This is a genomic window from Nocardia mexicana NBRC 108244, from assembly GCF_001613165.1.
In the GTDB taxonomy this organism is placed as follows: domain Bacteria; phylum Actinomycetota; class Actinomycetes; order Mycobacteriales; family Mycobacteriaceae; genus Nocardia; species Nocardia mexicana.
This window is the reverse complement of the sequence record NZ_BDBV01000022.1, coordinates 38785-52271: the sequence shown is the minus strand read 5'-3', so window position 1 is coordinate 52271 and position 13487 is coordinate 38785. Positions and strand designations below refer to the sequence as shown.

General features: G+C 69.1%; 11 protein-coding genes. 6 read left to right on the top strand and 5 right to left on the bottom strand.

The window, feature by feature from the left end; all coding sequences use genetic code 11:
- Positions 1-435 precede the first annotated feature (435 nt).
- Both NM1_RS08765 and NM1_RS08760 read left to right on the top strand, forming a co-directional pair.
- Entirely contained in the window at positions 436-1422 is a 987-nt protein-coding gene (locus NM1_RS08765) for an AraC family transcriptional regulator ligand-binding domain-containing protein (protein WP_169814220.1), read from the top strand.
- Positions 1423-1631: 209 nt separating this feature from the next.
- Complete coding sequence (locus NM1_RS08760; RefSeq protein WP_068016862.1) at positions 1632-2819, top strand: phosphotransferase; 1188 nt, start codon at positions 1632-1634, stop codon at positions 2817-2819.
- An 8-nt stretch (positions 2820-2827) separates the two neighbouring features.
- Here NM1_RS08760 and NM1_RS08755 read toward each other — a convergent pair whose 3' ends face one another.
- The 5 genes from NM1_RS08755 to NM1_RS08735 are packed head-to-tail and all read right to left on the bottom strand — an operon-like array spanning position 2828 to position 8137.
- On the bottom strand, positions 2828-4012 hold the full coding sequence (locus NM1_RS08755; protein ID WP_068016367.1) for an acyl-CoA dehydrogenase family protein: 1185 nt from the start codon (positions 4010-4012) through the stop codon (positions 2828-2830).
- Entirely contained in the window at positions 4009-5199 is a 1191-nt protein-coding gene (locus tag NM1_RS08750; protein WP_068016362.1) for an acyl-CoA dehydrogenase family protein, read from the bottom strand. The genes NM1_RS08755 and NM1_RS08750 overlap by 4 nt, the downstream gene beginning before the upstream one ends.
- Entirely contained in the window at positions 5196-5969 is a 774-nt protein-coding gene (locus NM1_RS08745) for an enoyl-CoA hydratase/isomerase family protein (protein ID WP_068016360.1), read from the bottom strand. Before NM1_RS08745 ends, NM1_RS08750 begins: the two co-directional genes overlap by 4 nt.
- A gap of 6 nt (positions 5970-5975) precedes the next feature.
- The gene (locus NM1_RS08740) at positions 5976-6920 is read right to left on the bottom strand and encodes an acyl-CoA dehydrogenase family protein (RefSeq protein ID WP_068016357.1); all 945 of its coding nucleotides are present in this window, start codon (positions 6918-6920) and stop codon (positions 5976-5978) included.
- Positions 6921-6967: 47 nt separating this feature from the next.
- Entirely contained in the window at positions 6968-8137 is a 1170-nt protein-coding gene (locus NM1_RS08735) for an acyl-CoA dehydrogenase family protein (RefSeq protein WP_068016354.1), read from the bottom strand.
- Between the two features lie 120 nt (positions 8138-8257).
- On the opposite strand from NM1_RS08735, the gene NM1_RS08730 reads away from it, so the two are divergent.
- The 4 genes from NM1_RS08730 (at position 8258) to NM1_RS08715 (ending at position 13454) form a co-directional block, all read left to right on the top strand.
- Positions 8258-9061, top strand: a complete 804-nt coding sequence (locus NM1_RS08730; protein WP_068016351.1) for a FadR/GntR family transcriptional regulator — start codon at positions 8258-8260, stop codon at positions 9059-9061.
- 458 nt (positions 9062-9519) lie between these two features.
- A complete protein-coding gene (locus tag NM1_RS08725; RefSeq protein ID WP_246010773.1) occupies positions 9520-11124 on the top strand; it encodes an SMP-30/gluconolactonase/LRE family protein in 1605 nt (534 codons plus the stop codon).
- Complete coding sequence (locus NM1_RS08720) at positions 11121-12044, top strand: SDR family NAD(P)-dependent oxidoreductase (protein WP_084519293.1); 924 nt, start codon at positions 11121-11123, stop codon at positions 12042-12044. Before NM1_RS08725 ends, NM1_RS08720 begins: the two co-directional genes overlap by 4 nt.
- A 27-nt stretch (positions 12045-12071) precedes the next feature.
- On the top strand, positions 12072-13454 hold the full coding sequence (locus NM1_RS08715) for an aromatic ring-hydroxylating oxygenase subunit alpha (RefSeq protein WP_068016342.1): 1383 nt from the start codon (positions 12072-12074) through the stop codon (positions 13452-13454).
- The last annotated feature ends 33 nt before the right edge of the window (positions 13455-13487 follow it).

Below are 13487 nucleotides of genomic sequence, written 5' to 3'. Positions count from 1 at the left end.
GCTGTCGGTGACTCGGTCGGCACTCATGGGCATGCGCTCTTTCTCTCAAGGTGGTCAGGGGTATGGATGGCTGCGTCAGGGTTCGGGGGTCTGCGTAGGTCGCAGTGAATGGCACCGGGCGGTGCGGGGAGCTATCTCGGGAGGCGGACGATGCTTCCCGGCGAAGCGAGAATTCGATTCGCTCGCGGCGAATGGTGCCGGAGCGGCGATATCGGGGCCCGCGTCGAAGCTGTGGCCCGGGCGGCGGTAAGAAGCCGCTGTCTGGAGGCAGTATGTCACAGATTCCTGATAGGCACGCGCACCCACTCCGGCGCAGCGGCGCATGCGGAGAACACCGCATTCGGCTACCGTCACGGAGCGGTCCGCCCTCGGACGGATCGGCACATGCTCATCGGTTCGAATCGGCCGCTCGCGGCCGGATACAGGTGCTCACAGGTGGATACGGCAGACAGCGTCTCTTTCCCGAATTTCATGCTGGACAACGCCGGGGTCACCGGGGCATCCCGGCGACGGCTGGCGCGTGCGGCGGAGCTGCCGGAGTGGTTGCTGGACAGCGGTGACACCCTGGTGCCGAGCAACAGCCAGCTGTACCTGTGGGAACTGATCGAGCACGAGCTCGAGGACCGCGACGTGGCGCTGCGCATCGGTCAGGTGAATACGCTGGGCCACTTCGGATTACACGACTACCTGTTCAGCACGGCGCCCACCCTCGCCGACGGGCTGGCGCTCTCCGAGGAGTACGCGGACCTCATCACCACCAATGTCGGATTCGCGGTCTCCGGCGATTCCGAGGAGGAGGCGAACGCGGACGTCCGGCTGCTCAACGGGCACGGGCGCGGACATCAACTGGCCACGCAGTTCTCACTCGCCGCCGTCGTGACCCGCGCCCGGCACGCCACCGGGCGCGACGTGCATCCGGTCCGGATCCGTTTCCGGCAGCCCGCGCCGCGGCGGCACGACCGCTTCGTCGAGGCGTTCGGCACGCACCGGATCGATTTCGACGCCCCGACGGACCAGATCACCTTCCGCACCGGCGATCTGGCGACGCCGCTGCGGACGGCGGATCCCGCGCTCGCCGCCGTCCTGCGCCGGTGCGCGGAGACACTGCCGCCGCCGCGCCGCCTCGACGCGACCTGGGTCAGTCAGCTGCACCACGCGTTGATCGCGCTGCTCGGCGACGGCCGGGTGACCATCGACCGCGCCGCGCGCCACCTGGCCACGAGCAGGCGCACGCTGCAGCGACGGCTCGCGGACGAGGGCACGACCTGGACCCGCGAACTCGACCGGGCCCGCAGTGCGGTGGTGGAACGCGGTGCCCACACCAGCCCGAACGACACTCGGTCGGCGCTCGCCCGGCGCGCCGGCTACGCCGATCCGGGCGCGCTCCGCCGGGCCCAGCGAAGGTGGGCCGCCCGAGCCTGACGGTCGTCGGGTATCGCGCGCCAATCATCGTGCACACCGCGCCATTTCGCACCCCCTCCGCCAGCCGAAAAATGCGGCGTATACGCAGGTAAGCGCGATTTCAGCGGCCCGTGAGCGGGCCTTTCGACCCGGTGCGCGACCGCATCCGCTGCCGGATACTGCGATCCACCGCGGCGTGCGGCACGGGGCAGGGCGAGGAAGGCGATGGCATGGGCGAAACATCAACCGAGAGTGCGCCGCAGGGCGTGCTGCCCGGGGCACTGCGGCTCGGCGGCGCGGTGCTGGCAGAGAAGATGCTGCGGCGTAAAGACCTCGCGATTCCGATGAAGAAGAACGAGGTCACCGCGCAATGGCTCACCGGTGTGCTCGCCGCCGGACATCCCGGCGCGGAGGTGGAATCGTTCGAGATCGTCGATGTCGACAGCGGCACGACGAGCCGGTGGCGGGTCACGGTGGGCTACAACGAGGCGGGCCGGGCCGCGCACCTGCCCGAGCACCTGTTCGGCAAGACGACCCGGACCTTCACCCAGCGCCTGACCCAGTACCTCGCGCACGCGCTCCCCGGTGAGCCCGGATTCTTCCAGCATCTGCGACCGCAGCTGAATATCGAAGCGCCCCAGGGATATTTCGGTGCCGCGGATACCCGCACCGGCCGGTCGCTGACGCTGCTCGAAGACATCAGCGCCACCAAGCGGGCGCAGTTCTGCACTCCGCTCCAGCCCATCACGCGCCCGCAGATCGAGGACCTGCTGGCGAATATGGCGGTCTGGCACGGCCACTACTGGGAATCTCCCGAGCTGAAGGCGCGCGGCTGGCTGAAGACGCCGAGCGACCATTTCCGCAACTTCGATCGGCTGCTGGGGATGCGCAAGCGGGCCACCGTCGGGCTTCGCCGCGCCCCCGAAATCGTGCCCGAGACACTGCCTCCCGTCCAGGGCGACCTGTACGACGCCTGCGCGAAGGCCCTGCTGCTCGCCGAGCAGGGCGCGCAGACGCTCCTGCACGGCGATCCCCATATCGGCAACGCCTACGTCTGCGACGACGGCCGCATGGGATTCACCGATTGGCAGCTGGTGCTGCGCGGCAGCTGGGCCTTCGACGTGACCTACACGATCACCTCCGGGCTCGAGGTGGAGGACCGCCGGGCGTGGGAGCGCGACCTCATCGCGTTCTACATCGACCGCCTGCACGCGGCGGGCGGGCCCGCCCTACCCTTCGAGGACGCGTGGCTGGCCTACCGGCAACAGTGCCTCTACCCGTATTTCGCGTGGATGATCACCATCGGGCGCAGCGCCCTCATGCCGGAATTCCAACCGGCCGACGTCTGCCGCGCCATCGTGCACCGGACCTCGAACGCGATCATGGACCTGGACGCATTGCGGGCGGTCGGCGGCTGAGCGGCGCCTCAGGCGTAGCGCCGGCCGATGCGGCGACGGTGCTGGGCCGGGGTGCCGAAGAGCGACCGATTGAGCGTCGCTCGTTTCAGGTAGGCGTGGATGCCGCTCTCCCAGGTGTAGCCGATGCCGCCGTGCAGCTGCATGGCTGTGCCTGCTACCTCGACGGCGGCCGCGGTCGTGTACGCCTTGGCCATCGAGGCCGCGGTGCTCGCGTCCGGCCGTTGTTCGACCTGGGCGCGGACTGCCGCCATGATCAGTTGGCGCGCGACGGTTACTTGCACCAGCATGTCGGCGCAGGCGTGTTTGACGGCTTGGAAGGAGCCGATGGGGCGGCCGAATTGTTCTCGGACGCCGACGTATTCGACGGTGGTCTGCAGCATGGCCTCGCTCAGGCCGAGGCTGTCGCAGGCGGTGGCGAGGGCGGCGCGGTCGTGCAGGCGGCACAGGGCCGTAGTGGGGTCACCGGAGAACCGCCACACCGATTCCGGTGGGATCGCGACATGGTCGGCGGTGACCGTGGCGAGGGTGCGGGTCGTGTCGACCACGGGTTGTGCCGTAATCTCCATGCCGGGTGCGCCGGGTGTGACGACCGCCGTGACGATCGCACCGTCCGGGGCGCGGGCGGGTACGAGCATGAGGTCGGCGTAGGGCGCGTCGGGCACGAATTCCGCACTGCCGTACAGATATAGCGCATCAGGACCCGCGACCAGCCGGAACGCCGGGACCGCTGAACCGGCTCGCGCCGACTTCGCCACGGTCGCATCGACGCCCACCCCGGCTGCACCGATGATCACACCGGAAGGCGACGGACCGCACCTCTCGCCTATAGCGAAGCTGTCCCGGCAGTCCCCCGACATCACGGCAATCGGCACCGATTCCCCGGCGATCGCCTCGCGAAACAGCCTGTCCCGCCCCAGGTTCGGCGCGATGAGCCCGAGCGCACCGAGACCGAGTACCGCCACCGACGAGAAGGGGCCGCACGCCACCGCGCGTCCCATCTCCTCCAGCAGCGCCGCGACCTCCGCGAAAGTCGCACCCGCACCGCCGAATTCGGTGGGCGCCTCCAGTCCCAGCCAACCCGATCGTGCGATCTGCGGCCAGTCCACCGTCGAGCCGGCCCCGGCCTTGCCGAGCATGCCGCGCGCCACCGCGCGCAATTCGTCGTGGAGGTCGTCGAATTCGCCGTGCGTCATGCAGGCTCCCGGGGCAGGCCGAGCCCGCGTTCTCCGATGATGGTGCGCTGGATCTCGCTGGCGCCGCCCGGGATGGTCCACTCCCAGGAGCCCACGAAATCCAGGACCCACGCACCGGATTCCCAGCCGCCGGACATCGGCTTGCGGAGTACCGTATGGGCGGCCATCCCTCCGATCTCGGCACCGAAATCAGTTATACGTTGCAGTAATTCGCTGTAGTACAACTTGACGATCGACGCGTCGGCCGGACCCACGGCGCCCGTCTCGTGCCGTTCCACCAGGTCCCGGCACAGCCCGCGCAGTCCGGTGATCTCGATCTCCAGGGCGGCCAGCCGATCGGCAACCACCGGGTCGTCGATCGGACGCAGGCCCTGCGGATCCGGGTGCGCGCAGGCCTCGACCAGCCATCGGAATCCGGCGTTGCCGAGCCGTTCGGCAAGCTCCAGCATGGTCAGGCCGCGCTCGGCGCCGAGCGTGTGCTGAGCCACCCGCCAGCCCGCGTTCTCGGCACCGATCAGCTGATCCGCCGGAATCCGCACATTGTCGAGGAAGATCTCGCAGAAGTGCGATTCGCCGGTCGCCTGGCGGATCGGGCGGACGTCTACACCGGGACTCCGCATATCCATGAGGAAGAACGAAATCCCTTGTCGTTTCGGTGCTTCGGGATCGGTGCGGGCCAGCAGCAGGCACCAGTCCGCGTACTGGGCGCCGCTGGCCCACACCTTCTGGCCGGTGACCAGGTAGCCGTCGCCGTCGCGGCGGGCGGTGGTGCGCAGCGCGGCGAGGTCCGAACCGGCCTCCGGTTCGGAGAAGCCCTGCACCCAGATCTCGCCGTTCAGGATGGCCGGCAGATGCCGCAGGCGCTGTTCCGCCGTCCCCGCCGACAGCAGCGTCGCGGCCGCGTGGTGGATGGCGACGAACGCCAGTACCAGCCGGGGTGCGTCGTGGGCGGCCAGTTCCTGATAGAGCACGATCTGTTCCGGCACCGACATGCCGCCGCCGTACTCGCGCGGCCAGTGCGGGACCGCGTATCCCGCGGCGCGCAGCCGCTGGAACCAGTCCTGTTGGAAGCGAAGGAACTCCGCGTCGGTCGCACCGGTCTGCGCGCTGCGCCAATCGGCCGGAATGTGTGTGCGGCACCAGTTCCGGACCTCGGTGCGGAACTCGGTGAGGTCCGGCGCGGTCATCGCGCTCGATCTCGCAGTGCCAGCAGCCGTTCCCGGTGTTCGGGGGTCTGCATGGTGGCCACCTCGGCGGCGAACCCGGCCTGCATCGGCCCGCCCAGGGCCTGCGACAGATACATGTTGACCACTCTCTTGGTGCCGCGCAGCGCCTCCGGCGGCTGGGCGGCCAGCCGCTCCGCGAGTTTGCTTGCCTCGCAGAGCAATTGGTCCGGTGCGACGGTCCTGCTCGCCAGGCCGACCTCGACGGCGGTGGTGGCATCGATCCGGTCGCCGGTGTACAGGTACTCCCGGGTGCGCAGAATAGGCGTCAGCAACGGCCAGAACGCCGCGCCCCCGTCGCCCGCCACCAGGCCGACCGCTACGTGCGGGTCGGCGAGGTAAGCTCGCTCCGACATCAGCACCACATCGCACAGCACGGCAATGCTGGCACCCAGCCCCACGGCCGCGCCGTTCACCGCCGCGATCACCGGCAGCGGGAAACGCAGCATCTCCTCGATGATCCGGGCACCTTCGCGAATGCTCTCGTCCCGCGCCACTGGGTCGTCCAAGAACGTGGTGATCCACTCCAGATCGCCGCCGGCGCTGAATGTCCGGCCGGACCCCGTGAGGATCACCACCCGCGCCTCCCGGTCCGCGGCCAGCTGCCGCCAGACCTCGGCCAGCGCCCGGTGCAGATCGGCGTTCACCGCGTTCAGCGCATCGGGCCGATCGATCACGACGGTGCGGACGGGTCCGGCGGACTGTACGGTCAAAACCGCGGGAAGGTCGTACATCGAGCCTCACACTCCCGTCGAGTCGGAGTACAGCCCCGACGGACCGCGTCGCCCCGACAGCCGGGTCAGCATTTCGTCGGTGCCCACCGTGCCGAGCGGGAGTCGGCGCAGCGGCAGGCTGTAGCGGGACAGCCACGACAGCGGCGATTCGTCGCAGAAGCCGAGGGCGCCGTGTAATTGGTGGGCCGTGCGGAAGACGGATTCGGCGGCGTCCAAGAGGGCGGAGCGCAGGGCCACGGCGTCGAGGAGCGCGTCGGGACGGTCCGACTGGATGCTCCAGAGAGCGTACCGGGCAAGCATATCGGCGCCCCGGCGCTCGACCTCGGCGTCGGTCAGCTGGAACTGCACCGACTGGAATTCCGCCAGGGGCCTGCCGAATTGCTCGCGGACCAGGATGTGATCGCGGGTGAGTTCGACGGCGCGATCCAGCATGCCGAGCAGTGTCCAGCACGGAAGTACCAGTGCGAGAGCAAGATCCGCGCCGCCGTCGTCGTCCAGCGGGCGAATGTCCAGGCGTGTGACAAACGCTGAGTCGCGCGCGGGGACCCCGGAAGCCCGGACTGCCACCTCACCGCGCAGGCCGTCGAAAGTCACTGCCGCCCAGCGTATATCGAGGCCCGCGACCGCCGCGGCAGGTTCGTCCCCGGCTACCACCACCAGTCCGTCGACATCCAGGTCGACCGGCCGGGCCAGGCGCTCCGCGACCGGATACGGCGTGACCCAGTACCCCGCGCTGCGGCACAGCGCGGCCGCGGCCTCCAGCTCCTCGCCGTCCCGCCGTGGTTCCAGATCCCAGGCCCCGAGCACATCGAGTACCGGCCTCACCAGCGACTCACGGCGTTCCGGCTCGAGTTCGGCCGCCCGCACCAGTTCGTCACCACCGGCCGCCCGCAGCGCACGCAGTACATGCTTGCCGAATTCCTGTGCCTCGTCGGAGAGTTCGATCCGCATCGCGTGCTCGTGGGGCCGGAACGACGCGGTAGTCGGCGACCGGCCCATCACGCCGCCTCCCCCGTGCGCCGGGGTCGCCCCAGCAGCGACCGGGCCAGCAGAATCTTCTGGATCTCGATACTCCCCGACGCGACGGTCGCGGCATTGGCGTAGCGCCAGTGGTCGTCGACCGCCCGTCGGAAACGCCGCACCCGATCACCGTCCCCGGTGGCGAAGGCCGCCAATTCCGTCAGTACCGCGGCGCTTTCCTGGTCGAGCCGCGTCACGGCGATGCGGTAGGCCGCCGCGTCACCCGGGGCGACCCGGCCCGCGCTCTGCAGCGACACCACCTGGTAGGCGAGCAGCCGGGCGCGCCGGGCCCGGGTGAGCGCCCGCGCCCAACGACCCCGCAGCTCGGCGGGCAGCGACTCCCAGTGCGACTCCAGGACCTCCGGCGCGGAGCGCAGTAGCCGCTCACAGCGGGCATAGCGGGCGATGCCGACGCGTTCGAACGCCAGCACCTCCCCCACCACCGACCAGCCCTCGTCGACCCGGCCGAGCACGTCGGCCTCGGTCGCGCGCACGCCGTCGAGGAAGACCTCGTTGAGATGATGCGGTCCGAGCATGGACCGAATCGGCCGGACCTGAATCCCCGGGTCGGACATCGGAACCAGAAATACGGTGAGCCCCTGTTGTTTTCGCTCTCGCGGCGAGGTGCGGGCGAGCAGGAAGCACCACTGCGCCATGGTGGCGTAGGAGGTCCAGATCTTCTGCCCCGAGATGCGCCAGCCGTCACCGTCGCGGCGGGCCGCGGTGCGGAGCGAGGCCAGGTCCGAGCCGGAGTCCGGTTCGCTGAAGCCCTGGCACCAGATCACCTCGCCCCGCGCGATCGGGGGCAGGTGTTTGTGCTGCTGTTCCGGCGTGCCGTGCCGCATGATCGTCGGCCCGACCCAGTTGACGCCCATGTACTGCGCGCCACGCGGCTCGTGATGGGCCCACATCTCCTCGCGCACGGCGGTCTGTTCCCACACCGGGGCGCCGCGGCCGCCGAACTCCTCCGGCCAGGCCGCGCACAGCAGGCCCCGGTCGGCGAGTACGCGGCAGAATCGTTGGGCGACAGCCAGATCCGACGGATCATCGGTGAAAGCACCGAGATAATCGGCGGGGACCTCCTCGGCTATCAGCCGCCGCAGCTCATCCCGGAGCCCCGCGACGGTCTCACCCATCGTGAAGTCCATTGCCGCACAGTACTTCAATCCTCATAAGGATAGCAATATTTGTACGGTCAATCGCCGATGGCTAAACTGCCGCCATGACGGAAAGGCGGAGCGCGTGAGGACCATGCCCGGGCGGATGCGGTGACGGCACCCAGGCGCGGCCGGGTGCCGCAACGCCGGATCGCCGAAACCGTTGCGGCCGAACTGCGCTCGCGCATCCTGACCGGCGACGAGAACTACCGGCTGCCCACCCAGGACCAGCTGGTGCAGGATTTCGGCGTCAGCTATCCGTCGATTCGCGAGGCGCTGCGGATCCTGGAGACCGAGGGCCTGGTCACCGTGCGGCGCGGCAATGTGGGCGGCGCGGAGGTGCATCGCCCCGACGAGACGTCGGCGGCGTATCACCTGGGGCTCGCGCTGCAGGGCGCGCGCGTCACGCTCGGCGATCTGGCGGCGGGGCTGCGCATGCTGGAACCGCTCTGCGCGGCCGAATGCGCCACCCGGCCCGACCGCGCCGAGACCGTGATCCCCGCACTCACCGAGAATGTCGACCGGTCGGCGGAACTGATCGACGACGGCGTGGCCTTCACGCAGACCGCGCGCGAATTCCACGATCTCATCGTCTCGTTCACCCCGAACCTCACCGTCCGCTACGTGGTCAGCTCCCTGGTCGCGCTGTGGTCGGCGCAGGAGCAGGCATGGGCGGAAACCCTCACGCGGCGAGGCGAATACCCGTCCCCCGGCGACGCGACCGAGGCCGTGCGCACGCACCGGCGCCTGGTGAAGGAGATCGCGGCCGGACGGGCCGAGCGCGCCGAGCAGCTGTACCGCACCCACCTCGCCGCGGCCCAGACGCTGGTCCTCGAACGGTTCGAGGGCGGAGTGGTGACCGCCTCCCCCACGGGCGTGCGGTCGGCGATGCAGTCCGGGGCGCCGCGCATCTAGCGCCACAGCCGAAACCCCGGCCCGAAGTCGGCCGGTATCGCCGCTCACGGCGGTACAGTAACAGCATTCTCGAAAACTGTTAATGCATTCTCATCGAGCTATCGGTGAACTGCCCGCACCGACCCCGAGCCGAGGCGCACCGACCCGGTGGACGTTCCGCTCCGGAGACGATCACCCGGGGGCACGCACACATGCATCGACCACGAGCCGTGGACTACCCGAAACACGCTGGGGTCAACAATGTTCCAACCCATCTCGTCGTCACGGACACCTCGCCTACCACCACAGACAGTCCTGTAAACGAAGCAAGTATTGCTATCCTTATGAGGATTGAAGTAGCGTGATCCGCGTTACACGATCCGCTCCCCCGCTCGACCGGAGACACATCTCCTGCGCAGGCTCGGCACCGGCGGAGTCGTGAACCGGAAATGCCATTCTCACCCTCCGGGAGGCCCCACGTGACCACAGGGGCGCGCTTTCGCAGCACCGCACCGCTCACCCTCGCCGAGGGATGGCGCCTGCAGCGGCTCACCCCGCCGAGCCGGCTGTTCGGCGCGAACGGCCTGCGCACCGGTCCGGACGGCCGCATCTACGTGGCCCAGGTGGCCGGGAGCCAGATCAGCGCACTCGATATCGCCACCGGTGAGCTGGAGACGATCAGCGCGAAGGGCGGCGAGATCGTCGCACCCGACGATCTGGCCTTCGATCCGGAGGGCAATCTCGTCGCCACCGAGTACATGGATGCGCGAGTCAGCCTGCGCGGCACCGACGGTCGCACCCGCGTGCTCCGCGACGACCTACCGGGCGCCAATGGCATCACCGTGCACCGCGGCCGGTTGTTCGTCGACGAATGCCGAATCGGCGGGCGTCTCCTGGAGATTCCGTTCGACGGCGGCACACCGCGGGTACTGCAGGACAACCTGCCGATGCCGAACGCCATGGAGGTCGGGCCGGACGGCCTTCTCTACTACCCGGTCATGGGCACCAACGACATCTGGCGCATCGACCCCGACGGCGGAACGCCCGAACGTGTAGCGGGCGATCTCGGTGCTCCCGACTCGGTCAAGTTCGACGCCCAGGGCTGCCTCGTCTCGACTCAGGCGCAAACCGGCGAGGTGCTGCGCATCGACCCGCGCACCGGCGACCGAAAGGTGCTGGCGCGCTTGGAACCCGGCCTGGACAACTGCGCCTTCGTCGGCGACCGCCTGTTCGTCTCGCACTTCTCCGGTGCGATCACCGAGATCCTGACCGGAGGCGAGACCCGGGGCGTTCTGGAGGGTGGCCTGCTGTGGCCGCTGGATCTCACCGTCGGCCACGACGGCGGCCTGTATGTCGCCGACGGCACCTTCTTCTACGTTTTGCGCGACGGTGAATTGCACACAGTCGCCTCACTTTTCAGCGCCGGGAATCCCGGTTACGTGCGCGGCGTGACGGCCGTCGGCACGGGCGAGTTCGTGTGCGCCACCTCCACGGGGCAGATCTCCCGCTACCGCCCCGGCACGGCGGCGGAGCCGGAGGTCGTGGCCGACGGGTTCGACCAGCTCTACGGCGTGGCGGTGGCCACGGACGGGACGATCGTGGCCGCGGAGCTGGGCGCGGGCCGGGTCCTGGCCGTCCGGGCGGGGCAGGTCGAGGTGCTGGCGTCCGGGTTGAACCAGCCTCGCGGTGTCGCATTCGGGCCCGACGGCACCGTCCTGGTGTCCGAGTCGGGTGCCGGGCGCGTGGTCGCGGTGACCGCCGCCGGTGTCGACACGGTGGTGGACGGCCTGGCGAATCCACACGGAATCCTGCTGCGCGACAGGCAGTTACATATCGTGGACGCCGACGCCAAGGCACTGGTCCGGGTCGATCTCGAGACGAAAGCGCGCACCACACTGGCGGCGGGTCTACCGGTGGGCGCGCCGCCCGGTGTCTCGCCGAAACCACTGCATGGAACTCCGCCGTTGTCGGGACCGATGGGCCCGTTCGCGGGTATAGCCGCCGGTCCGGACGGAACGCTCTACGTTTCCGCGGATGCGGAAGGCAGCGTCCTGGCGCTGCGAGAGGGACGTGAGCGGCCATGAGCGAGCGAATAGGGGAGCTCGCAACAGAGCCGGATGTGAGTGACAACGTCAACGAACGTCCGGCCGCCGACGGATTCGGCTATGACGGGCTCGGATTGAAGGGCCGGGTGGTCATAGTCGCAGGCGCCGGGGGCGGCGGTATCGGAACGGCCGTCTGCCGCCTGGCAGCCCGCGCGGGCGCCACCGTCATAGCAGTGAGCCGGTCACCGGAGAACCTCGCCGAGCACATCGAACCCCTTGCCGGACAAGGCCTTCCCATCACGCCGGTCGCGGCCGATGTGAGCACCGACGCCGGTATCGCCACCGCGCTCGACCGAGCCCGCTCCGCGCCCGGCACCCTGCACGGCCTCGTGAATGTCGCCGGGGGCGCCGCCCCCGCGACCTGGATGCCGGCCACCCGCGTGACCCGCGACGACTGGCGCGGGCTGTTCGAGCAGAACCTCGAGACCATGTTCTTCACCAGTCAGGCGGTGGCCGCGGAAATGCGGGCACAGGGCCGCCCGGGTTCGATCGTGTCGATCTCGTCGATCAGCGGAATGAACACGGCCCCTTTCCATATCGCGTACGGCACGGCCAAGGCCGCTCTCGTGGCGGCGACCCGGACCATGGCCGCGGAACTCGCGCTCGACGGCATCCGGGTCAACGCCGTCGCCCCCGGCGTCACCGAAACCCCCGCCTCCCGCACATATGTCGGCGAGGACCCCGATCGTGACCGCCGGGCCATCGCCATGGGCCGGCGAGGACGGCCGGACGAGCAGGCGGGGCCCATCCTGTTCCTGCTGTCGGACCTGTCGACCTACGTCACCGGTCAGACACTGCTCGTCGACGGCGGGCTGAATCTCAAATGGACCCACCTCGGCCCCGACAACACCTCGCTGTTCCTGGAGGACGCGTCGTTCCGGGCCGCCATCACACACTGACCTCGCGGCCGGCATCAGGAGGAGATCATGACCGACACCGTCGACAACGTTGCCGAAACGTCCACCGCGACACCAGCACCACTGTCGACGCCATCGGAAATCAGCGTCGAGGCCTATATCTCCGCGGAGTACGCCCGCGCCGAGGCGGACAAACTCTGGTCCAAGGTGTGGCAGCAGGTCGAACGCGTGGAGGAGATCCCCCGCGTCGGCGACTTCCTCACCTACGAGATCCAGGACGATTCGATCATCGTGGTGCGCACCGCGCCCGACACCTTGCGCGCCTACCACAATGTCTGCGCGCACCGGGGCCGCCGCCTGATCGACACCCCGCCCGGCGCACACGACGCCCGCGGCAGCCGCAAGCAGTTCGTGTGCGGATTCCACGGCTGGCGGTACGACCTGGAGGGCCGCAACACCTTCGTCGCCGAACGCGAGGACTGGCCGTGCGGGCTCACCGACCGCAACGACGGGCTGAACCGGGTCCGGGTGGACACCTGGGGCGGCTGGATCTGGATCACCATGGATCCGGACGCCGTGCCGCTGCGGGAGTACCTGGAGCCCGCGGCGAGTCTGCTCGAGCACTTCGAGCTGGAGAAGATGCGCTACCGCTGGCGGCGGTGGCTGACCTTCGACTGCAACTGGAAGGTCGCGTTCGAGGCGTTCATGGAGACCTATCACGTGCCCTACACCCATCCGGAGTTCATGAACTTCGGGCAGTTCCTGGGCTGGGCGCGGGCCCAGGGCAGGCACAGCAATATCGGCTACGACGCGCCGAAGGGCATGGAGGAGAACCAGGCCAAGGTGCGTCTCGGCCACGGGCCCGACGCCCGCGTCTCGACGGCCACGCTGCAGAACTTCACCTGGGAGAACGCCAACACCAACACCACGCGCACGCTGGTGGAAGTCGCGAATCGGCTGGTCGACGAGCTGCCGGAGGGCACCCCCGCCAACGAGGTGCTGCGGTATTGGCTCGATACCGCCCGCTCGGAGGACGAGGCACGCGGCGTGGTGTGGCCGAAGGTGGATCCGGATATCGTCGCGCGGGCGGGGACGGCCTGGCAGATCTTCCCCAACTTCCAGATCGGCCACGCGCTGAACAACATGCTGTGCTACCGATTCCGGCCCTGCGGCTTCGACCCCGACAAATGCATCTTCGAGGCGGCGGTCTTCGAACTCTTCCCACCCGGCGAGGAGCCGCAGACCGAGTGGGAGTACACGCCCGAGGGCGACCCGAACTGGAGAACCGTACTGCCACAGGACTTCTCCAATATGGCGGCCGTGCAGAAGGGTTTGAAGTCGCGCGGCTTCTCCGGGGCGAAGCCGAATCCGTATCGGGAGCGCAGCATCGTCAACCTGCACCACAACCTCGCCTCGTACATGGGCACCGGTACGCCGCGCGACCTGACCTGAAGGCGACGAAACCACTTGCCCCACAGACGAACC